General features: G+C 43.5%; 20 protein-coding genes. 3 read left to right on the top strand and 17 right to left on the bottom strand.

Annotated elements, in window-relative coordinates:
* Window positions 1-584: 584 nt before the first annotated feature.
* Together CA600_RS12655 and CA600_RS12660 are read right to left on the bottom strand one after the other, a co-directional pair.
* Entirely contained in the window at window positions 585-1,802 is a 1,218-nt protein-coding gene (locus CA600_RS12655; protein ID WP_094870507.1) for an aminotransferase-like domain-containing protein, read from the bottom strand.
* 139 nt (window positions 1,803-1,941) lie between these two features.
* The gene (locus tag CA600_RS12660; protein ID WP_042186245.1) at window positions 1,942-2,598 is read right to left on the bottom strand and encodes a DNA-binding response regulator; all 657 of its coding nucleotides are present in this window, start codon (window positions 2,596-2,598) and stop codon (window positions 1,942-1,944) included.
* 283 nt (window positions 2,599-2,881) lie between these two features.
* On the opposite strand from CA600_RS12660, the gene CA600_RS12665 reads away from it, so the two are divergent.
* Together CA600_RS12665 and CA600_RS12670 are read left to right on the top strand one after the other, a co-directional pair.
* Complete coding sequence (locus tag CA600_RS12665; protein WP_094870508.1) at window positions 2,882-3,289, top strand: hypothetical protein; 408 nt, start codon at window positions 2,882-2,884, stop codon at window positions 3,287-3,289.
* On the top strand, window positions 3,286-4,353 hold the full coding sequence (locus tag CA600_RS12670; protein WP_094870509.1) for a phosphodiester glycosidase family protein: 1,068 nt from the start codon (window positions 3,286-3,288) through the stop codon (window positions 4,351-4,353). The genes CA600_RS12665 and CA600_RS12670 overlap by 4 nt, the downstream gene beginning before the upstream one ends.
* Before the next feature lie 367 nt (window positions 4,354-4,720).
* Here the strand turns inward: CA600_RS12670 and CA600_RS12675 are convergent, their stop codons facing one another.
* The 8 genes from CA600_RS12675 to CA600_RS12710 form a co-directional block, all read right to left on the bottom strand.
* Window positions 4,721-4,975, bottom strand: a complete 255-nt coding sequence (locus CA600_RS12675) for an AbrB/MazE/SpoVT family DNA-binding domain-containing protein (RefSeq protein WP_039871533.1) — start codon at window positions 4,973-4,975, stop codon at window positions 4,721-4,723.
* A gap of 124 nt (window positions 4,976-5,099) precedes the next feature.
* Window positions 5,100-5,564, bottom strand: a complete 465-nt coding sequence (gene trmL, locus CA600_RS12680; protein ID WP_042125678.1) for a tRNA (uridine(34)/cytosine(34)/5-carboxymethylaminomethyluridine(34)-2'-O)-methyltransferase TrmL — start codon at window positions 5,562-5,564, stop codon at window positions 5,100-5,102.
* A 124-nt stretch (window positions 5,565-5,688) separates the two neighbouring features.
* A complete protein-coding gene (gene serC, locus CA600_RS12685; protein ID WP_094870510.1) occupies window positions 5,689-6,777 on the bottom strand; it encodes a 3-phosphoserine/phosphohydroxythreonine transaminase in 1,089 nt (362 codons plus the stop codon).
* A gap of 110 nt (window positions 6,778-6,887) precedes the next feature.
* Window positions 6,888-7,775 carry a hypothetical protein gene (locus CA600_RS12690; RefSeq protein ID WP_094870511.1) on the bottom strand — a complete coding sequence of 296 codons (888 nt, stop codon included), beginning with the start codon at window positions 7,773-7,775 and terminating at the stop codon, window positions 6,888-6,890.
* 151 nt (window positions 7,776-7,926) lie between these two features.
* A complete protein-coding gene (locus CA600_RS12695) occupies window positions 7,927-10,665 on the bottom strand; it encodes a GH36-type glycosyl hydrolase domain-containing protein (RefSeq protein WP_094870512.1) in 2,739 nt (912 codons plus the stop codon).
* Between the two features lie 29 nt (window positions 10,666-10,694).
* Window positions 10,695-11,531 carry a carbohydrate ABC transporter permease gene (locus CA600_RS12700; protein ID WP_094870513.1) on the bottom strand — a complete coding sequence of 279 codons (837 nt, stop codon included), beginning with the start codon at window positions 11,529-11,531 and terminating at the stop codon, window positions 10,695-10,697.
* Complete coding sequence (locus CA600_RS12705; RefSeq protein ID WP_042186236.1) at window positions 11,531-12,424, bottom strand: carbohydrate ABC transporter permease; 894 nt, start codon at window positions 12,422-12,424, stop codon at window positions 11,531-11,533. Before CA600_RS12705 ends, CA600_RS12700 begins: the two co-directional genes overlap by 1 nt.
* Window positions 12,425-12,545: 121 nt before the next feature.
* The gene (locus CA600_RS12710; protein ID WP_094870514.1) at window positions 12,546-13,913 is read right to left on the bottom strand and encodes an ABC transporter substrate-binding protein; all 1,368 of its coding nucleotides are present in this window, start codon (window positions 13,911-13,913) and stop codon (window positions 12,546-12,548) included.
* Window positions 13,914-14,289: 376 nt separating this feature from the next.
* Between CA600_RS12710 and CA600_RS12715 the strand changes: the two genes are divergently transcribed.
* Window positions 14,290-15,324 carry a LacI family DNA-binding transcriptional regulator gene (locus CA600_RS12715; RefSeq protein WP_094870515.1) on the top strand — a complete coding sequence of 345 codons (1,035 nt, stop codon included), beginning with the start codon at window positions 14,290-14,292 and terminating at the stop codon, window positions 15,322-15,324.
* 138 nt (window positions 15,325-15,462) lie between these two features.
* On the opposite strand, the gene glnA is transcribed toward CA600_RS12715, so the two are convergent.
* The 7 genes from glnA to CA600_RS12750 all read right to left on the bottom strand — a co-directional run bounded on the left by glnA (window position 15,463) and on the right by CA600_RS12750 (window position 24,735).
* Window positions 15,463-16,887 (bottom strand): type I glutamate--ammonia ligase, encoded by a 1,425-nt coding sequence (gene glnA / locus CA600_RS12720; RefSeq protein WP_060624822.1) that lies wholly within the window; start codon window positions 16,885-16,887, stop codon window positions 15,463-15,465.
* A 283-nt stretch (window positions 16,888-17,170) separates the two neighbouring features.
* Complete coding sequence (gene aroF, locus CA600_RS12725; protein ID WP_094870516.1) at window positions 17,171-18,217, bottom strand: 3-deoxy-7-phosphoheptulonate synthase; 1,047 nt, start codon at window positions 18,215-18,217, stop codon at window positions 17,171-17,173.
* Between the two features lie 264 nt (window positions 18,218-18,481).
* Window positions 18,482-19,438: a 4-hydroxy-3-methylbut-2-enyl diphosphate reductase gene (locus CA600_RS12730; RefSeq protein ID WP_094870517.1), complete on the bottom strand. Its 957-nt coding sequence runs from the start codon at window positions 19,436-19,438 to the stop codon at window positions 18,482-18,484.
* A 60-nt stretch (window positions 19,439-19,498) separates the two neighbouring features.
* On the bottom strand, window positions 19,499-20,965 hold the full coding sequence (locus CA600_RS12735) for a sensor histidine kinase (RefSeq protein ID WP_094870518.1): 1,467 nt from the start codon (window positions 20,963-20,965) through the stop codon (window positions 19,499-19,501).
* Between the two features lies 1 nt (window position 20,966).
* A complete protein-coding gene (locus CA600_RS12740) occupies window positions 20,967-21,656 on the bottom strand; it encodes a response regulator transcription factor (RefSeq protein ID WP_094870519.1) in 690 nt (229 codons plus the stop codon).
* 102 nt (window positions 21,657-21,758) lie between these two features.
* On the bottom strand, window positions 21,759-23,429 hold the full coding sequence (locus tag CA600_RS12745; RefSeq protein ID WP_094870520.1) for a S1C family serine protease: 1,671 nt from the start codon (window positions 23,427-23,429) through the stop codon (window positions 21,759-21,761).
* Between the two features lie 652 nt (window positions 23,430-24,081).
* The gene (locus tag CA600_RS12750; protein WP_042186223.1) at window positions 24,082-24,735 is read right to left on the bottom strand and encodes a response regulator; all 654 of its coding nucleotides are present in this window, start codon (window positions 24,733-24,735) and stop codon (window positions 24,082-24,084) included.

Consider the following 24,735-nt stretch of genomic DNA (forward strand, 5'->3'; position numbering starts at 1 on the left):
ACTTCGATTTTGATCTTTCACTTCGATTTTCGTCTTTTAATCAGGTTCTAATCATTTACTCGGACTTTAAACTTATTATTCTAATGCACACGTAACAATGTCTAGGTAACATCAAAAAGCATCCCATCGACGGGATGCTTTTTGTGTTCCAATCCGTTAAGCCATAGAAACAGAACTTACCTTCGAAGCATTAATCTCAAGGTGAGAAGTTGGATTAAGGGGAAATCATCCCTATAATTCCTCAATATACGCGCTAAAAACCGAGATATAGGGATTTCCTCCCTATAAATGCATAGATTGCTCCATAAAAAGGGCTTTTTCCGAAATTTATAGGGAGAGATTCCCTATAATCTCCATTCCAGAATATAAATCAGCCAGTTATAGGGAGAAATCACCTATAATGACCTCCCCCGCACTCTACTCCTTGCCTAATGCACCACTCTGTCCTTTATGACTTCCAGGGTGTGTCATACATTGATCTGCCAGTTCATCTGCCCACACTTCTATCTGCGCATATGACCGCTCATCAACCTGTTCGTTACTTTTATACGTCCGAGCCATCAGATTCCTTAATCAGCACCCACCTAACTCCGAACCGTGAACTCCTTAACCGCCTCGCTCATCAGATTCATGCCGAGTAACAGCTCATCCCTGCCGGGATGGCTGAAATTAAGACGAATGTGATTTCCGCTGCCATCGACACTACATAACGGTCCTGGCAAAAATGCCACTCCCTTACCTAGCGCACATTTTAGCAGTGCCATAACATCCATTCCCTCCGGTGGAGATACCCATAGAAACATACCTCCTGACGGCAGGTCGTAGGAGCTTCCCTTCCAAGCTGGACGTTTTAGCAGTTCAACCATTAATTTCAGTCGGGTATTATATTCTCGGTTCAGCTGCGCAATATGCTCACGAAGATCAAAAGCGGTCACATCCAACAAATGATGCAAGAGCCGCTGATTTAATGCGCTCGATTGCCAGTCTGCCATCTGCTTGGCAGCAGCCATCATCCCGATCACTTCCCGGCTGCCTGCAGCCCAGCCCGTCCGCAGCGCGGGCGCAACGGTCTTACTGAACGAACCGATATATAATACGTGTCCGCCATCACTTATATTTTCCAGCGCATACAAGGATGGATATCTTGTGGCCCAATGTTCACCATACTTCTGGAAATGTAAATCACCATAAGAATCATCTTCTACAATCAGGATGTTATAAGCGATACAAAGACCCAGCACCTCACGCCGTCTCTCTAAGCTCCATAGGATACCACTTGGATTCGTAAAGCTTGGTGTTGCGAACAGCATCTTAGGCTTATGCAGTTCAATTTGCCTCCGCAAATGATCTGGATGAAGCCCATCCAAGTCACCCTCTACGGGAATAATGATGGCACCCTGCATCCGAAGAGTTTGCAAGAATCCTGGAGATGTCGGATTTTCTACTAATACACGATCTCCCGGGTCAATATACACCCGCGATAACAAATCAATCGCTTGCTGGCTCCCCGTTGTTAGCAGAACTCCACCCTCGGTAACAGTTACCCCTTTTTCTCTGAGCCAATCCCCGGCAAGCCACTCCCGAAGTGGACCATACCCTGCAGGATCACCATATTGAAGTGCTCCTGCATCTGCAGATATCACCGTAGAGGCTGCTTCGGCAAGCAGCGATAATGGGAACAGTTCTTCCGCTGGTAATTCTTCAGCAAGCGATATCATGGAGCTTCTCCGTGTTTGGGTGCGAATACTTAGAAGCGGTGACGATAGCAGTGTGTGCGCGCGAGCAGAAAATTGGTAAAGCATGCGAAATCCCCCTTCCCTAGTACCAAGTAGAAATGGCTAAGTTATCCTCCTTCGAGAACCATTATCCATTTAACGTGATATGCTTTCTTCTATTTCAAGAATATTCCGCCTTTACCTTCATTATGTCGTATAGCTTGGGTTATGCGTAGATTTGCCTGTTTTGTCTTGAAAATAGAGCAAATTTCTCAATGGCTTGCGCTCGCGTCGAAACATCAAGCTTCACATAAATTTTGCGCAGGTAATTGTCAATCGAACGGCGACTTACTGCAATTTCAAGCGCTATTTTATCATAAGTAATCCCCTGAACGATTCGCTCCATAATAAACATCTCTGTCTGCGTCAATTGAAGAACATCATCCAGCCCTTTAGACGTCGAAATCGGCCAGGATCCTTTTTCTATCCATTCTAGCGGCATTGAAAGAAAACCTACTCTTAAACCCAGGATCAGCTGTAAAAGCTGATGAGGAGAAGCTCCTTTCGAGAATATCCCGCTGGCTCCCAGCTCTATGAGGGGCTGTAGCAGATCCCTGCCGTCTTCATCCGTCATCACGACAAAATGTGAGTTTGGTGAGCTTTTTTTCATATTTAACAGCACACTCTCAATATTACCTTCAGGCATATGATAATCTGCCAGCACTAGCTCGGGATTCTTTTCCCTTACGATGGAAGCGCCTTCGTCCCAAGTTGAATACATTCCTAGAACTTTAAGCTCTCCTCCCTCTTCCAAAATCAATTTTGTCCCCAGCATACTTGTAGGATGACACCCCACAATAACCACCTGCCAAACCTTCATCATTAATGCCCAGACCTCCTGCTTTATATAATCATCCAGAAAGGAAAGCGCCGCAGCGTTTCCGGTTTAAACGCAAGCAAGGAAGTATGATGACTTGTTCGTTTATTCTCTCGCTGGTTACCTTGAGTACGTCTATCAGAAATTCCAATCTATAGAAATTGTATCGCAGTAGTTTAATAGGATGCAATTACTTTTTCTAGTTTTCACACTCTCTTACATTTTTGCGAAACTAGTCAAAGTCTGATAGAATGGGGACTTGAAAAAAAGACCAACCCGAGGTGATCAAATGCAACCGCTAGCGGAAACGTCCCCGGTACACTCGCGCCGTGCTGCTGTGAGAAGCGGCTCTTCCGTAAAATGGTTTTTACTGTTCTGGATCGTGATGATTGGAATGGGTGTATATGCTGTATACAGCTACACAAACCATTTAAAGCAGCAAGTGCTGAGCGAACTTAGCAATCAGAGCCAGCAGCAGCTTACCGTTCTTAAGACCGACTATGAGTCGAAAATTGCCGTTCTCACTGAAGAAGTGAAGGAATTGCAGAATACAGTGCAAAGTTTTAACGAACTATTAACCTTCACTAAAGATAATGCAAGTGCCAAAACAGACAATAGTAACAAGCTATATACGCAATTGAGCGAGGTTAGCAAACAGTTAGAAGCTTTGAAGAAAGAAATGGATCTGATTAAATGATGACACCAGTCAAAAGAGTGAACCGTTTCTTTATGCTTCTAACCGCACCTTTTTTAGGTTTACTGATATGTATGTGGTGGTATCGACCACCGCTCGAGCTGGATCTTGATGTAGGACAATTCGCACCTATCTCAGGGCCTCTGAATGAAACAGCTGTCCTAAAAAAGGATTTAACCCTAGCCGAAGGCACTGCATCCTACACCATAGATGCAGTCAGCGCTAGCGCTAAGCTATATAAAGGAACCACTACTGCTATGAATAAGTTGGTCGAGACAGCGAAGAATCAAGCGAGCCGTCCTGAGCTTATCTATAACCGCCGGATATCTGCCAAGCTTGGAATACCTTCTGAGGTCCTTAGCAGCGACCGGATTAGAATCGAGCTGTATAAGCTGAATCCAGGTAACTATAAGGCCTATGCTTTGAAGATCAAATTGAAGGATCCAACCGCGATGCAGATGAGTCTTGCTAAAGAAGCTACTGGTGGCGCAGAAACCACAATGCACGCTGTACAAAGTCATGGCGCTATTGCAGGTATTAATGCTGGAGGCTTTGCGGATAAAGCCGGAAAACGCTATCCCTTAAGTACTACTGTGGTTGATGGAAAGTACCTCAATGGTTTCGAGCCGACATTCAAGGATCTCAGCTTCGTAGGTCTGAACAAGTCCGGACAGTTAATCGGAGGGAAATTTTACAGTCGTGCACAGTTAGATCAACTCGAACCCGTATTTGGTGCAACCTTTGTGCCTGTTCTACTTAAGAACAACGTCAAAGTACCGATCCCGGAAAAGTGGAAAACGTCCCCCAATCGGGCGCCACGTACAGTAATCGGTAATTATAAAGATGATCAGCTTCTCATCCTTGTAGCGGATGGTTATAATGAGCTTGGCAGCTCTGGTGCCCGGCTAGAGGAAATTCAGAACAAGCTATATAACATGGGCGTCATGGATGCTTATAATCTGGATGGCGGAGGATCGTCATCGCTCATCTTCAACGGAAGAGTAGTCAACAAGCCCTCAGACGGAAATCTTAGAGCTGTACCGACAAATTTCCTGTTTTTCGAATGATTATAGTAAAATGTCTATGCAACATATCACATTTGCGTTTATTTTTATTGATTTGCAGGGTATAATCTTGATAACGAATACATTTGCTAATGGAGGTGCCAGTATGTCGTTCTCATTAACCTTTTGGATCGTAACTATCGTATTTGTGTTATTTATGGTCGGCATCCTTACCTCATCTTACAACGACGACAAAACAAAAGGTCTATAAGCAAGAAATGTCTCAGTAGCCACTTGGCTCTGAGGCATTTTTTTATAAGCCTGAAACAAAAAAACTGCCACATAAGTAGAAGAAGTCTACGAATGGGACAGTTTCTTTGTTTAGAAAACTATAGGCTGTCAGAATTCTAAATGTGTAAATATGTACTTCCTAGGCGTGTCTTGGCAATTGCGTCATTTCTGAGAGGCATGCAGCGCAAATATAACGATCTTTATATTCACTCACACCTTCCATTGAACCGCAGAAAACACATTTTGGACGGTAACGCTCCAAGATGATATGGTCACCCTGTACCAAAATTTCAACCGGGTCGCCTTCATTCATCTGATACCTTTTACGCAGGGACTTAGGCAGAACAATTCTACCCAGCTGATCCACTTTGCGAACTACACCAGCAGGTTTCATATCTAACGTACACCTCTCCTGTTCAACTAATAATTTGTAGCTACTATATATTTCGGCTCATTCATTATATTTCGTTATTAAAATGTCGAATCCTGCTGAAAAAAAACAAAAAAATGTCTTTTTTCTAAACAAGATTAGGAAAATCCAGCTGTCGAAGGGCTTCATATACAATAATAGCCGCAGAATTCGATAAATTCAGCGATCTCACTGCATCACTCATCGGCATGCGCATTTTTGTTTCTTTACCCGCTTCCAGAATTTCAGCAGAAAGCCCCTTCGTTTCTTTACCAAAAACAAAGAAATCTCCATCTTGAAAATCAAAGTCGCTATATCTCTTTTCTGCTTTCGTCGTTGCGTAAAAGAAACGTCCCTCACTGTACTTCTCAAGTACCTCAGCAAAAGAGTCGTGGTATTCAATGTTAACAGCGTGCCAGTAATCCAATCCTGCTCTTTTCAATGTAGCATCGTCTGTACGGAATCCGAGCGGGCGAACCAGGTGAAGATGAGTGCCTGTTGCTGCGCAGGTACGCGCAATATTTCCAGTATTGGCCGGTATTTCCGGCTCAACTAATACGATATGGAGTGCCATTATAGGGTTCCTTCCTCTCTAAAGGCTTTAATAGCCAGATGTTTTACTCTAGTGCATAACCATAGCTTCTCCAAACAAACTGAAAACCTTCCACCCATAGGCGGAAGGTTTACGATAGAGTTCATTAACCTTGAGTTTGCCGGAAATGGTTCATGAAATCAGAAAGTGCTTTAACACTTTCGTAAGGAACTGCATTGTAAATGGAAGCGCGCAAGCCACCCACACTACGATGTCCCTTTAAGCCGACAAAACCTTCCAGTTCAGCAGCTTTAACAAACCGTTTTTCGAGTTCTTCCGATTGCATCCGGAAGGTAACGTTCATAATGGAGCGACTGCTCTTCTCAGCAACCCCACTGTAGAAGCCGTCACTTCCATCGATGTGATCATATAATAGACCCGCTTTTTCAAGGTTCTTGGAATGGATACCAGCAAGACCACCTTGCTCCTCAATCCATTTTAATACTTCGTTAACCATATATACAGAGAAAGATGGAGGTGTATTGTAAAGAGAGTTATTTTTGTAATGAGTGCTGTAACGCATGATAGTTGGAATGTTAGAAGGTGATTCTGCGAGTAATTCCCCTTTAGCAATAACTACAGTCACACCGGAAGGACCAAGGTTCTTTTGTGCTCCAGCGTAGATCATTCCGAATTGGTTGACATCGATTGGCCGGCAAAGGATATCACTGGACATATCTGCGATGAGCGGAATCGAGCCAGCATCCGGATATTCTGCATATTGTGTTCCTTCAATGGTCTCATTGGAAGTAACGTGAAGGTAGGCAGCATTTTCCGCAGCTTTAATCGAACTCAATTCAGGTATAGCTAAGAATTTCTTGTCTTCGGAAGAAGCAGCAACATGAGCGCCCCCTACCAATTTAGCTTCTTTATAAGCCTTATCTGCCCAGCTACCTGTCATAACATAGCTACCTACTTGGCCTGCGGAAATCAGGTTCATAGGGATCATTGCAAATTGTGTGCTTGCTCCACCTTGTACGAACAATACCTTATAGCCCTTCGGATTGCCGAGGAGCGAAAGCAGACGTTCCTGCGCTTCATTATGCACGGATTCGTAGATTGCTCCACGGTGCGACATCTCCATGATAGACATTCCACTTTCTCGGAAATCAACAAACTCCGCTTGTGCGCGTTCCAGTACCGTAAGCGGCAACGCTGCCGGTCCGGCATTAAAATTGTATGCTCTCTTATTCAAAACTACTCCCCACCCTTTCTCTCCTATCAATATGGATATCGCTTATGATAGCAATAATCTCACACACCAGCAAGTATAATTATTCACATAAAAGCTTTGATTGCTGCTTATTAGGATGTGAAAAAATGATAAGTTCGGCTCCAGGACTTGCTTTCATGCGGTAAAAGACTAATGTTCACAAAAACTTCAGGTGAGACCACATGGCGTTCTCCCCATAGCGCCATTCGTGCTACCGGGAAATCTCCGCTCTCGCGCACTCCTGTTCCACTAGGCTTATGGACCAACTCCCAATTGAACTCAGCCTCCGGGCCTCCCCAGCCACTCAGCTTGCAGTAAAAGGATCGGTCTGGCTCTTCTGACCAAGTAAGTGTATTACCAGATACCTCTAGTAAATTATTCGTATATTGAGATTCCGGTTCTTCTATTTTGAGCCCATTCGAGAGACGCAATTCAAAATCCGAACCTATGTTCAAGCCATCAATCCCTACGAAATTGTGGATGTACTCCTCTGTTTGGATTGGCTTATCCCCTTTGTTATGCAACTCATATGCAATTTTCAATTGATCGTTCTTTATAGAGATCGTTTTGGTCAAAAGCATTGCGTATCCGTTACTTTCCATCGGCTGGACAGTATATGTAACCGAATCAACCCTAACCTCCATATCAATAGCAAAGGGAGTTAGTGGATACTTGCTATGAAAGCTATAGCCCTGCGAATCCAGCTTTTGTAACAATCCGACTCCGGGCTTTGGAAACCAGCCTCCGATCGGCGTTTCATCATACCCAATTGCCCGGGAAATGCCAAACTCGTTGCATAGTCCACTTCCACCAGTACCTTCGCCTTCTTTCAAGCTCTCTGGCACACAAAACGTATGGTTACCCTTTTCTAACGTAACTTGTGTGATGAACCCCGTCCAGTCAAAACGAGTCCCTTTATAATCTTCACCAATATCAGCGATATCCACAGATAATACGCCATTTGAAAGCCTGTACCCCATCCCTCACAAACCCCTTTCAATCATTCAACAAATAAGTAAATTAGTCCCATTATATCATTTATGAAGAACCTTAGTTTTTATAACTTTCAAAAAAACGTCTGCAGCCGCTATTCATAACGGTGCAGACGTCTTTAATAAAATCTTGTTATGATTACGCCAGAGTCACTTCAATCACGTGAAGCTTCTCTTTCTGCAGAGCAAGTAGCTCTTCACGTGGAATAATCGCACTTCCTGAGCCGCGCTGCAGCGTCACCTCACTGCCATTCAACGTAACGGAGTGTGTTTGGTACTCTCCGAAGTTAAAGCTTCCTGTGGCTTTATAGACCACTTCAAATTCACGATCTGCAAAGATTGTCTTAATGGATGCTTTGCCCTCAGAATCAAATTGTTCTTTTACTAATTTAGGTTCTAGCAATAGATCGCCCAGCTTGCCCTTCACACCGAATACTTCAGTGACCATGGTCAGCAAGAGCCAGCTTGCAGAGCCTGTTAGATACGTGTACATCCCTCTGCCTTGCTCGTTAATATATTCAGGAATACCTGGGTAGATACGCGCTTTTTCGAAATCTGTACTCAAGCTGTAAAGAGATTCAAGGACCTTATGACCTTCTTTTACATAACCACGTTTGTAAAGCGCATTTCCATACATGATGGTCATGTGACTGAACATGGCCCCATTTTCTTTATGGCCAAAAGCAAAACCAAAAGCACGACCCAGATTTTGCTGAATCCCACCGAAACGGGAATTAAGCCTGTATCCAATCTTATCATCAAATAGATTACGATCTACAGCTGCTATAATGTGTGGAATTTGCTCCGGAGCCGCTGCATGACCCATAAGCGGGAACACTTGACCCGTTAGCGTCATACGAACGCCTTCAGAAAATTCACCCTCTACCTGTTCACCATCGTTATTATAATAACCATTAAACCAGCCATCACCATTCTCACTCTGTACCCACTCGTTGCTACGCAAATGGTTAAATAACCATTCCGCTTTTTGCTCCAGATCATCAGCTACTTTATCAATATCGAGAGATACACGAACTCCACTCACCTTATTTGGTGCGGCAGCATAATATCGATCCAATCTCTCTTGCTTACCTGATACAGAACCATAATCCACAGACTCATTAAGAGTATCCAGCAGTAGCTGCATTTCTTCCGCTAATTCAACAGTTTCCTGACCTTTGGAAGTCTTAAGATTACGCAGCACCCGAGAAATATCCAATAGATTGCTAGCATAGAAAGATGTAAATGCTACACTCTCTCCGCGATCCGCACCCATATCGAGGCCATCATTCCAGTCCGCTCCCTCGAGCAGGATATTATTATGTTCCCCTACATTAAAGAATGGAACTAGATTTTGCAGCAAAATATGTTCCAGAATTGTACCTTTGTAGATTTCCCCAGAGGCTGTTCTAAGATCACTGCCTACAGAGGTATTCCATGAAGTATCACGTTCCTTACAACGACTCATAAAAGTATCCCGGAAATAAGTCTGTTCTTGCAACAAGAAATCAAGATCACCACTCTGATCCAGATAGAGCATCGTTGTTAAAAACGGCCATGCCCCATGATCCATCCATACACGAGGGATATTGTTACGGTCAGCGATAAATTCACCTGGCTGTTGACCGATAATGGTTGCGTTACTGCCATCAATTCTCACACCAGCGTAATTGTTGAAGAGTAGGCTACGAACTTCGGCAGGCTCCATAATGAGCAGTGCCAGACAGTCTTGCCAAAGATCTCGCCAGCCACGTCCGCCTCTTCCATAATCATGATACGGTAAGAAGGAGTTACCATACAGTCTCCTAAGGACCGGTTGGATGGTTACCCATTTCATCCATTGATCTGCATCCGAGTCGCCGGTATGAAATTCAACCATATTCACTTTGTCTGCCCAGAACGCTTTAGTTTCCTCTAGCAGATGATCAAAAGCTTCAGATGTACCATATTTACTCATCAACGCTTCAACGTTAATTCTATCATTATCAATTGCCATAACTACGACATAAGAATGGCTTGCACCAGAAGACAAGGTAATTGAAGCAAAACGAAGACCACCAACGGCTTCATAACCCTCTCTATCCACGCCGCCACCTTTACCAATCTCTGGCGCAGCATTCAGAATAACAGCTTCTGGCCAGTCAAGACTTCCACCTTCACCAATAAATTCTTCTTGAATCGGGAAGAAACCATCAGGCTGACTGCCATCACCTTCTGCACCAAATACACCGTAAGAAGTGTGATTAATGCGATGACCACGCTCATCGAAAGATAGTGCAGGTTGAACCTCAACACCATAAGCTGAGGTGTAAATCCGGTTCAGCAGGGAGGTTACATGTCTGTGATCGCGCAGATCATCTGCGGAACGGGCATACAAGGGAACTACAGCCGTTGGTGTAAGAGTAAGCTCCTCTGTTCCCGTATTCGTCAACGTAACTTTCATAAGTTCTACCTTATCATTACCGCTAGGTACGAAGCTGGTAATCTCAGCATTGACACCCATCTCAGAGTTGCTGCGAGTCACACGATGCCATAGGAATCCAGCCTCAAGTACTGCATCATCAGCAGATGAGGTGTAGAACGCTGCATTTTGCTTAGCAGAGTTTCCAGCTGCAGACCAAGCACCTTTGCCTTCGACGTAAACCCAGAAATTACGTGAGGCGCGTGAATTATGCAAATCTTCAACAGATAAGGGCGGTGTTAAAAATGTATTATGACCAGTCGTCGCCTGACCATGAAGCTTCGGGGTTACAGTCGACATCATTCCCCCCTCATTTACTAGAGGGAAGTATAAGAAACTACTATGATCCGGTTGCTGAAGCTTGAACTCCCCATCCTTTCCGGTGAATTCAAAGCCTTGAATTTTTTTGCGGTCCATTGTCCCCATCCTCTCATTTACACATCTACTTAAGCTTTAACCGCACCTGCCAATGCACCGTCAACGATATACTTTTGAATGAAGGTGTACAGGACGATAAGGGGTGCAGATACGATCATGATACCGCACGCCAACATAGGCCAGTTGTTTCCGTATTGACCGCGGAATTCTTTAAGCCCGAAGGTAATTGGATAATGTTCCGGACTTGGCAAATACATGATTGGACCTACAAAGTCATTCCAAATCGTAATCGCCGTCAGGATAACACCTGTTGCGATAACAGGTTTCATCAGTGGCATAATGATCTGGAATAAATACCGCATATACCCAGCACCATCCATACCGGCAGCTTCATCCATCTCACGGCTGATCCCTTTAATATAACCTACGAACATCATGAAGACGATCCCTGTCCCTCCTGTTTTCAGGAGAATATAACCCAGCTTCGTATCATAGCCCACAAATCCAAGCTCTTGTTTCATGGTAAGCATCAATTTGAACTGTGCAACCATAGGGTTAGGCAAGAACTGTGACATCAAGAAGAACAAATAAATAAAACCGCTCCACTTCACATAATTTCTCGCCACCGGGAAAGCTCCGAATAACGAAACGATAAGTGTTAGCACTGTTGCTACAACAGTGTACAGCAAACTGTTAATGAAATAATTAGAGAAATTACCTTTTAACCAAGCTTCCTTGTAATTATCCCATTGAATACTTTTCACAAGTCCGATCGGGTCTAGCAAATAGTCCGAAAAAGACTTAAATGAAATGTTTATTACAAACAATAGTGGCATGATATACAAAACAAGCAATACTGCAATCAGAATATAGGAGAGAGTTTTGGCGGTTTTGGAATCTTTCATTAATACTCCACCTCTCTCTTACGCATTTGTTTTACTGCAAATACAACGAAGACCAGAATCATAAGGAACTGCACCACAGAAAGCGCGGATGGAAGTCCCATCTGGAGAGAACCACGGAACGTCTCTTTATACACGTCATAAGCCATCGTTCTTGTGTTAAAGCGACCGTCCGTAGTTGCGAGAATAATATCAAAGGTCGACATCGCACCGATAATGGACAAAATAATATTAATGGTGAACGATGGTGCAATAAGCGGGAACGTAATGTTTTTAAAAGATTGCCACTTCGTGGTTCCATCAATATATCCAGCTTCATACAGATCTTTCGGTACGGATTGAAGTCCTGCAAGGAAAATCAGCATGGAGTAACCCATGTACATCCAAATTTGCGTAAATATAATATAACCAAACGCATGGGTGAAGCTTCCAAAGAACATATCTTTATATCCGAACAATGAATCATACAGTTGATTTACGGGACCACTTAGCGGATCGAACATCAAGCCCCATACCAGTGCAACTACCGATACACCGAGCACAACCGGCAAAAAGAAAACTGCGCGATAAAAATAATCGCCTTTCAGCTTCTGATTAATAACTACGGCCATAAGGAGACCGACACCGTTTTGTACGATTGTAACAATGACCATGAAATAAACTGTTCGTATAATGGAATCCCATCGTTCGCCTGAATTTCCGGAGTTAAAAACACTGTAATAATTGTCAAGGCCTACGAAATTCAATTTGCTTCCTGGAACGTTAGTAATATCTGTAAATGAATAAATGACCGTCATCATAGAGGGTCCAAAATAAAAAATAACGTACAACGATAATGGAATCATAAGCAGCAGAAGCGGTAAATATCTTTTTATACCTTTTCCGAACGGATACATTTCTCTCACCTACCCAATCCTAATTCAATAAAATGATCGGGGTCTGTACGAACAGACCCCGATGTTGTAGTACATGATGGTGCACAGTATGTTGTTGATGTCTGTTTATTGGAATAACAGCTTATTTAGGAGCTGCTGCTTCCCATTCTTTTTGTTGTACATCTGCAAGTTCTTTAGCAGTTTTGAATTCGCCGCCTGGTGCCAGGTATTCAGTATGAACACCTTCAGCAGCAATGTGCTCGCCTACATTGTCGCGGTTAATCATAATGATTTCATAAGCAAGTTCAAAGTCTTCTGCCATGTATTGGGCAAGTTCGTTATCAATGAAGTCACTGCCAGTTGCGATGTTATCTTGTGTGGGTACAAATCCGGCAGCCTTAACATATTCCGTGTAATTTTCTGGTTCAGAGAAGAATTCCAGCCATTTCAAAGCGCCTTCTTTGTTCGGACCTTTTTCTGCTGCATACCAAGTTACATCGTACTTACCGACAAGAGATGAGTTCTTAGCAGCATCTTCAGTAGCTGGGATTGGGAAGTATCCAAATTTCACATCAGGATTTGCCGCAGCGATTGTAGGTGCATCCCAAGTACCGTCAGCAATCATAGCTGCTTTACCTGTTGCGAAGTACGAAGGTGCTGTTGCATAGTCAATACCCAAGAAACCATCGATGATGTAGTTATCTTGAAGGGTCTTCATTTTATCCAATACTTCTACAGCCTCAGCATCGTTGAACGCCGAAGTGCCTTTCCAAACGCCTTCAATCCATTTTTGTTGGTCGCCGCCACCTAGAATCTTAGCTTGCAAACCGAACACTGGCAGTTTCAAAGGCCATACATCTTTACCAGCCACTACGATTGGTACAATGCTCTTGGATTTCAAAGTATCTAAAACACTGATGAACTCTGTCCATGTTGTTGGAACAGTCAAACCGTTTTGTTCAAAAATTTCTTTATTATAGAAGAAACCTGACATCGCTACTTTACCGGTTGGGATCGCATACACTTTATCGTTGTAAGTACCCGCTTTGGCAATATCATTCGCATTATAGTTTTTAACGAAAGATTCGTTGCTCAGATCAGCAATCAAACCGGAATCAATCCATTGTTGCCAGTCTGGCACTTTCGCACCTGGTGTCCAATCTTTCGGAGACAATCTCATACCGGACAAATCGGCAAGGACGTCTACGTCACCAGCTGTAATTCTTGCTCTTTGTGCTTGTTTAAATTCATCATCCGGACCTGTCGTCGTGTATTCAATCTTGTATTCCGGATATTTTTCTTCAAACTTCTTATTAATGTCTGTAATGACCTTGTTAATGTTTTCTTGTTTCCAGTGCAAGATTTTAATAACCTTTTTCTCACCATTTGCGGGCTTGCTTGTTCCGTTGCCCGAAGTAGCCTCATCATTTGTGTTGTTGCCGCTTCCACATGCTGCTAATGAGAGCACTAGCGCTGAGCTCAACAATACCGCAGAAAGCTTCTTTACCATTTTTGTTACCCCCCAGATGATTTGTATGACCTTTTAACGAAACACCATCTTAATTCCTGAAATTACGAAACTTTAGTGATTATAATACAGAAAGCGGTTTCGTTGTTTTTATTATTACATCGTTATTTATCTTTGTAAAGACTTTTTTTATTCTTTATCTTTGAACAATTCTTGAACTAAAATCCTCAAAAAGCCCTTTAAATCAAGGATTTTTCTATTTGAACACCAAAGATCCCATTGACTATCTACCTATATAATTATAAAATCATTTACGAAAACGTTTCGCAATTCATATTTGAAAATCCATAAAAAGCTTAACTCAACTATACATTTATCATAGATTATAGAGTATTTCGCATTATAAGGAGGACCAAAGTTGGCCTATAACATTAAAGACATAGCGAAAATAGCTGGAGTTTCTGTTTCGACAGTATCTAAAATCATAAATAACTACAGCGATATTTCGGAAGACACCAAGACTAGGGTACAACAAATCATAAAGGAAACCGGATATACTCCCTCCAATTCAGCAAAAACATTAGCTACAAAATCATCGAATCTAATTGGTGTTATTTTTGCAGGAATGCTGAACGTTGACTTTACCCACCCTTTTTTCATCGAAGTCCTAAATTCCTTCAAAAAACAAATGGGACTATTAGGTTACGACCTGATCTTTTTCTCTAACGAAAAATTTCAAAGTGGCGATACTAATGATTATCTTGCCCGTTGTCTGCATTTTAATGTAGATGGCTGCCTACTTATTACCGGACAAGAGCTAGAAACCTCCATCAGCGAATTGGATAATAGTTCTATCCCATGCATCGGCGTAGATTTAAAGCTGTCAGGCGACAATTCGGGTTATATCATGTCTGATAATTTTAAGTTGTCTACCAAGGTAGTCGAACACTTTTACTTATTAGGCTATCGAGAACTTGGTTATATCGGCAGCTCCTCTGAGTCAGAAATCTCCAATATACGTGAAAGTGGTTTCCGCAAAGCACTTGAAGATTTAGGACTACCGATCAACGAAAACTGGTTCTTAAACGGCAGCAACTTCTTTGAAGCCAGCGGTTATGAGACCATGCGTAGAATGATTTCAAATGGAAACTTGCCCAGAGCGATATTCGCGGCTTCTGATCAGTTAGCTATTGGAGCTATGCGTGCCCTAAAGGAATCTGCTATTACTGTTCCTGGAACCGTCGCGATTATTGGCTGTGACGATATCGAAGCCTGCAATTACACAACACCACTTTTAACTACGATTAAACAAAATAAAGATAAAATCGGCCGTCTAGCCGCGTTAATGCTGTATGATCTAATAAACAATCAATCAGGCACAAGCTCTTTCAGCGTCGAGCCTGAGCTCATCATAAGAGAATCCTGTGGCGCTCCTGAGCGGGGTTTAGTATAGCCCTGAAGCAAAAAAAGAGGATATCCGTAGCCATATCAATGGCCAAAGATATCCTAAACAACACAAAAGGTGTCCCTAAGCCCTTCCCATGGCTTCGGAACACCTTTATTCGTTTAAGCTTTATTTATCTAAGCAATCTTACAGGTCGAAGTACAGAGAATATTCATGTGGATGAACACGAATCGCAACCTCTTGAGCCTCGGAACGTTTCAGAGCAATATAATTATCAATGAAGTCCTTAGTAAATACGTCGCCTTCAGTAAGGAACTCGTAATCAGCTTCCAAAGAATCAAGCGCTTCGCCCAGGCTGCCTGGAACGCTGCGGATCTTTTCTTTGTCTGCATCGGACAATTCATAGATGTTCTTATCCAGAGGACCGTAACCCAGTTCTTGTGGGTTGATCTTGTTCTTGATTCCATCCAGACCTGCCATCAGCATGGCGGAGAATGCCAAGTAAGGGTTAGCCGTGGAATCCGGTGTACGGAACTCGATACGACAGCCTTTTGGTGTCACAGCTGCTACCGGGATACGAACTGCTGCAGAACGATTTCCTTTGGAGTATACCAAGTTAACCGGTGCTTCGTAACCAGGAACCAAACGTTTAAAGGAGTTGGTGCTTGGGTTAGTCAAAGCGATCAGAGCTGGTGCATGGTACAAGATACCACCAATATAATGAAGAGCCATTTCACTCAAGTTAGCATAGGCGCCTTTTTCGTAGAACAAGGGAGTGTCTCCATCAAAGATGGATTGGTGTACGTGCATTCCGCTACCATTATCACCGAACAGTGGTTTTGGCATGAAAGTCGCTACTTTTCCGTACTGACGTGCAGTGTTTTGTACAATATATTTATAAGTCATGAGATTATCAGCAGTTTTCTTCAAGGTATCAAAACGGAAGTTAATTTCCGCTTGACCTGCAGTGGCTACTTCGTGGTGATGACGCTCAATGCGTAGTCCAACTTCAGCAAGCAGACGGCACATTTCACTGCGGATATCCTGTTGGGAATCCACAGGTGCTACAGGTACATATCCACCTTTAACGCCAACTTTAAATGCCAGGTTGCCGCCCTCTTCTTTACGACCCGTATTCCAAGCCGCTTCTTCAGAATCTACGAAGAATGAGGAGCTGTTCATACCGCTCTCGTAACGAACATCATCAAAGATAAAAAATTCAGACTCAGGTGCGAAGAATGCCGATGTTCCAACTCCGCTCTTCTGCAGGAATTCTTCAGCTTTCACAGCAATACCGCGAGGATCGCGCTCATAGCGTTCACCATCAGGAGTGAAAATGTCGCACATTACGTTCAGCGTTGGATGAGCTGTAAACGGATCAATGAACACACTGTTCGGATCAGGCATCATAACCATGTCTGATTCTTCAATACCACGGAATCCTTTGATGGAAGAACCGTCGAATGCTACCCCATTTACAAAAGTTTCATCTTCCACTTCAGAAGCAGGCAGAGAAATGTGGTGAGCACGGCCACCTAAATCTACGAATCGAAAATCTACCCACTCGATATTGTTTTCTTTAATTGTTTGCAACACTTTTTCAACCGACATGAATTTTTCCTCCCCCAAGTTCCGAACATTAAGCCCCTCACAGTATGCAAATGTTCTTGTTTCATTTTTATTTGCTGTCGTCATTATAAATCTCATACCTAACATCGTCAATGCTTATGTCAGGTATTTCTTTCAGCAATGTAAGATATTCTAACGCTTTCGTGAAATCCATTATTTTCGTTAATATTCATAACATTTCTAACTTATCCAATAGAAAAAAAGCCCAACTATCCCGTTATAGCGCGGGTTTAGAGGGCTTCCAAGGTAGCGATATGCTTACATATTATAGCGCCGAAACTGTTTCTGGCGAAGTTGAAAACTTACGTCCAACAATTGGAGCAAGCCTTTCTAGATCCTTAAGCAGATTATCGAACTGTTCAGGGAATAACGATTGAACACCGTCACCTGTCATGGAATTGTCCGGATCTGTGTGCATTTCGATGATTAGACCATTCGCACCAGCAGCAACCGATGCTTTGGCCATAGGTTCAACTAATTCACGACGTCCAGTACCATGACTGGGGTCAGAGATTACCGGAAGGTGGCTTAAGCTTTGTAGAACCGGAATAGCCGATAGATCCAGTGTATTACGTGTATAAGTCTCAAATGTACGAATACCACGCTCACAGAGCATTACATCCTTATTTCCGCCGGCCAAAATGTACTCCGCTGCATTGAGCAACTCATCATAAGTTGCACTGAAGCCACGTTTCAAAAGGACCGGTCTTCCGCAAGTACCCAGCTTGCGCAGTAAATCAAAGTTCTGCATGTTCCGTGTACCTACCTGGAGGATATCCGCATGTTCTGCACAAATATCCACATACTCTGGTGTCATAACCTCTGTAATGGTTAACAGGCCATGACGCTTTCCTGCTTCAGCCATCATCGTCAAACCTTCTACACCTACACCTTGGAAGCTGTAAGGACCTGTACGGGGCTTAAACGCGCCTCCACGCAGTACCTGAGCACCTGATGCTTTAACTAGACGAGCGATCTCATCAATCTGCTCTGGTGACTCCACAGCACAAGGCCCGCCCATGATTACCAGATTCTCGCCACCGATCTTTACACCCTTGATATCGATAATGGTATCCTCTGGGTGGAAATCACGGCTAGCTAGCTTATAGGACTTGGAGATTTTCACGACGTTCTCCACACCCTTCATTTGCCGCAAATGCTCTGCAAGCTTAGGTGTGACACTTCCTACTAAACCGATAACGGTGTGATCTGCACCCTTGGAGAGATGTACCTGCAAGCCCTCTCTTTCGATAACTGCAATAATATCTTTAACCTGCTCTTCTGGCGTTTGATTGGATGTAATGACGATCATTTTAATAACTTCCTCTCTACACTTAAAATTTATAATAATTCCGCTAAATACACTCACACTACGACGCGTGTTCGCTTTTAAGCTTTTAAGCTTTTATGCTTTTAATCAATAAAGCGATTTTACTCTAAAAATCCTTTACCGTCAATCCTGTTTCCTGATTAATAAGATGAAACCGCTTGCTTCATATAAAAAGAGCGCGTAACCTCGATAGACGAGGTTACGCGCTCTTGTCACAATTCAAATATATAAGTTCGCTTACAGCGATTATGATGTACTTGCACTCTTTTTCTTAACCGGAGGAAGTAGCTTCGCCATATTTACAGTACGTTTGATCTCCCATGTCTCAGGATTCTCGGAATCATACTGTTCCAAATAATGAATAACTTCTTTGGTAATTGGGGTAGGTGTAGATGCACCAGAAGTAACACCCACAATATTTACACCCTTCAGCCAGTCTGTGTTCAGTTCAGACACATCAGAAATCCGATGAGCAGGAACTCCAGCAATTTCTTCCGACACCTGTGCCAGACGATTAGAATTGTTACTTCGCGGATCACCAACGACAATCAATAGATCACACTGGCCCGCCTGCTCCGCTACAGCCTCTTGACGCACCTGAGTAGCCATACATATCTCATTATGCACTTCGGCACCCGGGAAGGTCTCTAGGAGCTTTTTCATGATATGTTTAATATCCCACTGGCTCATAGTAGTCTGATTCGTAATAACAATCCGTGAAGAAGGGATGGATAATGTGGCGATCTCATCTTCTTTTTCAATCAGATGCACATGCTCAGGAGCAATACCAACAGCACCTTCCGGTTCCGGATGGCCTTTCTTGCCGATATAAATGACCTCATAGCCATCATCTACTTTTTCCTGAATAAGATCATGGGTCTTGGTGACATCAGGACAGGTCGCATCAACCGTAGTCAATCCTTTATCCCTTGCCATCTTACGCACCTCAGGTGAAACCCCGTGAGCAGTGAATATAACAGTCCCACTGTCTACTTGATCTAGAATATCCAGACGATTATGACCGTCCAAGGTAATAATGCCATCGTCTTCGAACGAATTTGTGACATGACTATTATGAACAATCATGCCCAGTATATAAATCGGCCGGGGAAGATCGAGATTTTGCGCAGCCTGCCTTGCCATTACCATTGCATCGACGACTCCGTAACAGTATCCCCGGGGAGAAATTTTAATGACTTCCATGACTTCACCAACTTTCTGCTTTCGTTGACTTCTGTAATAGGACACACTTTAAATTATACCCTATTCCAGCGGTGGAGCAAAGAGAAGCGGAAGCCAGATCACAAAAGTAGTTCCCTCACCCTGACGAGTAACAACTTCCACAGACCCACCATGTTCGTCAATAATCCACTTCGCAATGGATAAACCAAGCCCAATCCCTTCTGTAATTCCACGTGATTCATCTGCACGATAGAAACGGTCGAAAATATATGGAACCTCATCTTTATCCATACCTATACCCGTATCGGTGATCCGAATACCAACCTGGTTCTGATAGAAAATCGTATCTAAACTCACCTCGCCAGAAGGTGTGTATTTAAAAGCATTGTCGATGAAAATAAACAACATTTGTTGTAAATAATCTTTATTCCCAACAACATATTTCCCATTTAAAGCAGACATATCTCCAGTAACCCACTCCGCTTGCCGAGGCAGGAAAGACGCCCGACGAGCAATCTCAGTCATCATTGGTTCCAATGCCACGGGTTCTATCTCGAAGGTTCGCCCTGTATCAGCACGCGCAAGAGAGAGCATATCCGCTACCAGTCGGCTCATCCGCTTAGACTCGTCCGCGATATCCTTCACCGATTCCATGGAGAGCTGGCGAATTTCAGCCTCGCTCATCTTCCCTTCACCCGGCTCCATCTCCCATACTTTTTGCAGCAGATCGATATTCCCGCGAATGGTTGTGAGCGGAGTCCGCAGCTCATGTGAAGCATCCGATACGAAACGACGCTGAGCCGCATACGAATCCTCAAGCTCTGTGTAGAATCCTTCCATACGCCCAAGCATACTGTTAACGGTCTCAATAAGTCTTCCTATTTCGTCTGGAGGTCCATCATATTCAATACGGGAGCTTAAATCTGTCCCTGTTTGAATACCATTTGCGGCCTCAATAACCTTGCCGATCGGACTCATCGCTTTTCTGGCTAAGAACAGTCCAAAGGTAAAGGCCGCAATTAGAGTTGCAAATGTGCCGACTAGCAGGATATTTTTAAGCCTTTCCATGAGCATATCTTCTGAATTTGACGGTGTTGCCACCTGCAGAAGCGCTACTGGGCTCTTATTCAAGTCATATATCGGCAGCTGATAAATCATCAAATGATATCCGCCAAGCGTAGTCTGTATAAACCCATGAGCTTTTTCTATATCAACCTGCTTTGGAACATCGAATTGGAGATCTAGATAATGCATATTCTCTGACTTTTGCAGGTTCTTATTATTATAAATATAGGTTTGCACCAGAATATTAGCTTCCTCAAGTTTGTTACCAAAGAAAGGGTTTATACTCACACTCTGCAACGAACCGTCATACGCCCAATTAGGGTTAAGATTGGATACGAGCTGCTCTCCCTGTTTTTGTACGCGATCCTTCAAGTCCCCATACGTATTAAAATAGACAAAACCGTAAATTGCGGCTGATAAGGCCAGCAGCATAACGGCCAAAATCCCTGAATACCAAGCAGTCAGCCGCAATCTTATAGACATGTTAGTTGTCACCTCTTAGAATGTAACCGGCACCCCGGATCGTTTGAATGAGGCGTTTACCGCCATGCTCCTCCGTCTTTTGACGTAGCATAGCTATGTATACCTCAAGTACATTTGATTCACCGCTATAATCATAACCCCATATTTTATCCATAATCAGATCCCGCGAAAGCACCCGTTTCGGATTCTGCATAAAGAGATGCAGCAGCTCAAATTCCTTCGCTGTCAGTTCCAGTCTTTTACCGGCGCGTGTAACCTCCCGTGAATCTACATCTAAGGTAATATCCTCATAAGTAACCGCTTGCTCACTGCCGCCATTTTGTTCACTCTTACGTCGTAGTAATGCTCGTACACGTGCAAGTAATTCTTCCAGCGCAAATGGTTTAACTAGATAATCGTCCGCACCCAGATCAAGCCCTTTCACACGATGCTCAATTTCATCCTTGGCTGTAAGCATTAGAACAGGCACATTACTGCCTCCTTCACGCAAACGACGACAGACTTCAAATCCATCCACCTGAGGCATCATAACATCCAGAATCACCACATCCGGATCACTGCTCAGGATTGCTCGTAACCCATCCGCTCCATTCACCGCAGTCTTTACATCGTAACCTTCAAAAGCTAGTCCTCGGCGAAGCATGGAAATAATTTTTTCATCATCATCAATGATTAGAATATTCGGTCGCATCAAGCAGCCCCCATTGTTTCTGTTTATTTATATTGTAGCAGTCATACCATGATTAGACAAAAACGGAAGGGTTGCCCCTTCCGCGTGATTCACCGTCCGGTGTTATCGTTGCTGACTTTGCCCAGTAGTCGTTGTATCAAAATCATTTTTGTTGCCGATTGTAACGGAGAGATCCAGCTTTTTACCATCACGCACCACATTCAGCGTTACTTTGTCACCGACTTTTAACGTTTGAATGAAAGCGATCAGATCTTGGTTTGTTGCATATTGCGTTCCATTTGCACCTGTAATGATATCGTAAGGGCGCAAATCAGCGGCATACGCTGGTGATTTAAAGATAATATCTGCAACGACAGATCCTTCTTTAATATCTGTGCCCATTTGCTTAGCAACTTCATCCGTAATCGTCATAAGTGTTGCACCAATAAATGGAACGGGTTCTTTTGGAATCGCTTGGTTCGCTTCCAGTTTATCTACGACTTCTTTTATCGTGTTCACAGCGATAGCAAAACCAATCCCTTGGGAATCCGTACTAACGGCTACATTCATACCAATTACCTGTCCATTCATATTAAGCAGCGGACCACCAGAGTTACCTGGGTTAATAGAAGCGTCAGTTTGCAGCAAGTTCTTGTAGTTGCGTGTTCCACTACCATCTTCTTCATTAATATCGATGCTGCGTCCTTTTGCACTAAGAACACCAGAGGTTACTGTATGGTCGAAGCCTTGTGGGTTACCGATAGCAACCACTTCTGAACCTACTTTCAGACTATCCGAATCTCCCAGGGCAACTGTAGGGAAATCACTGTCTCCTTCAATCTTCAGAACGGCCAAATCCAGATCTTTGCTGGAACCTAGCAATTTCGCTTCGTATGGTTTCGTCACCCCATCCACTGTAACTTGGATGACATCGGCATTTTCAATGACATGCTGATTCGTCAAAATATATCCAGATTTCTCATAAATGAAGCCTGTTCCAATTCCATAAGGGATAAGCTGCGATGAGGAGTTTGAACCTGACTTCGAGTCCTGCTCATTTTGTGAAGAACCATTGCTGCCATATTGATCTCCGAAAAAGAATTGAGAAAACGGATCACTCAAATTCGGACTGGATGAACTTCCATTACGTGAACCGGACTTCACTAGCGTCTCAATTTTGACGACTGCTGGTCCAACCGCATCCACTACGCCAGTCACATCACGAGATCCTTTCACCAATGATGTAGTTGTAGTATTAGGTGTAGTACTAGCACTCTCATTCGTCGTCTTCGCCGTTCCATTCGATTCTGAGCTCGCAATGGTTGAAGCTGCATCTCCTGTGAACCAGTTGCCTCGATCTGCCATGAACATAGAACCTGAGAGAACGACCATACCCGCTAAGAAGGAAACAAATATTGTTTTCATTGAGCTTTTTGGTTTTTTATTAAACTGCCAGCCACCGCCACCTTCAGAACCGCCTCCGCCGTTTCCACCTCTTCCACCACCATTACCATCGAAGCCTGTACTGCGATATGAACTGTTATATGGAAGTTGTTTTACAGGCTGTGGAGGTGTAATCTCGACCCGCTCCGGCTCCATCCGGTTGTAATGCTGAGCACTTCCGTCAACGTTACTTTCATCTTTGTTCAATGATTTAAATGGTCCATAAGAATAGTAGTATGATGATCCGGATTCGGATGACTGATTATTATTGCTATTATGGTTATTATTGTCCCAATCCCGATCTGGTGCTGGTCCATTGTCACGATTAAAGTTGTTTTTGTTATCGTCCATGTTTATTTACCTCCTGCATCCTGTCGCCCGACAAGGATTAATTTGTTTTCTTGTTTCTTATTTTGTACTTTAAACCTTAAGGTCACATTAAAAACAATTTAAGCGGAGATAAAAGATATAGGCGAATAGACGGGATTAGGTATCAGAAGACAAACCGCTGTAGGGCGGGACTGGGTTTCAGGCTACACCGCTCTTGAAATCATGTTCCTATGAATTGACCCTGCGGGTGGAACATGATTTCAAAGGCGGACGTAAACTTTCCGCTCTGATACCCATTCCCTAAGCAGGGAAGTAAAAAAGAAGCTCGGGCGCGGAAAACAACGCGGCCCGAACTTCCAACATACAACCTAGAACAAAACCCTAGAACGACGTCCATGAACGAAGTCCATGAACAAAGAACAAACAACGATCAATAGTTATAGGGAAAAACTCCCTATAATTAACCAAAAATCACAAGAAATCAAGATTTAAAGGGAATACCTCCCTATAATTCTCAGCATTATAGTTATTTATGAGAAAAACAAGAAATTTATACGGAGGATTTCCCTATAATCCTGTATACAAGCGTAAAACTCAAGTCTAAAGGGAAGTTTTCCCTATAACTTACTTTTAAGTCCCATAAACTACTCCAAATCATCTTAAACACCAATCCCTACCCCTGAGCCCAACCCTTCCGATGAGCATAAATTGCCAACTGGGTTCGATCATCCAGCTCGCATTTCATCAGCAGGTTGCTGACATGCGTCTTCACTGTCTTGATGCTGATATGTAGTTCCTCGCCGATGTCCTTATTGGTCTTCCCCTCAGCAATGAGCAGCAGGACTTCTTTCTCACGCTCCGTCAAACCGGAGGAATCGCCTTGTACGGTACGCTGGCGTATGCCACGCGTCAATGCTTGCGATACATCACCAGTCATGACTGGCATACCACGGAATGCGCCTTGCAGTGCATAGATCAGCTCCTCTGCTGACACGGTTTTGAGCACATAGCTGACTGCTCCAGCTTCGATAGCATCCACGACGAGATCATCCTCTAGGAAGCTGGTCAAGATAACGATTTTGAGACCAGGAAATTCTGACAGCACTGCACGAGTAGTCTCCACACCATTCATCACAGGCATCATCAGATCCATTAGCACGAGATCGGGTAAGCCTTCATGTCCGCCAGCACGCAGCATCTCCAGCGCTTCTTGTCCATTCGCTGCTTCACCTATAACCTCAAACGTCGGCTCCAGCATCAGATATGTTTTAAGACCCATCCGTACCATATCGTGATCATCTACGAGCAACACTCTTATGACACTCAT

Origin of the sequence: Paenibacillus sp. VTT E-133280, assembly GCF_002264385.1 — a bacterium.
Classification (GTDB): domain Bacteria; phylum Bacillota; class Bacilli; order Paenibacillales; family Paenibacillaceae; genus Paenibacillus_AQ; species Paenibacillus_AQ nitricinens.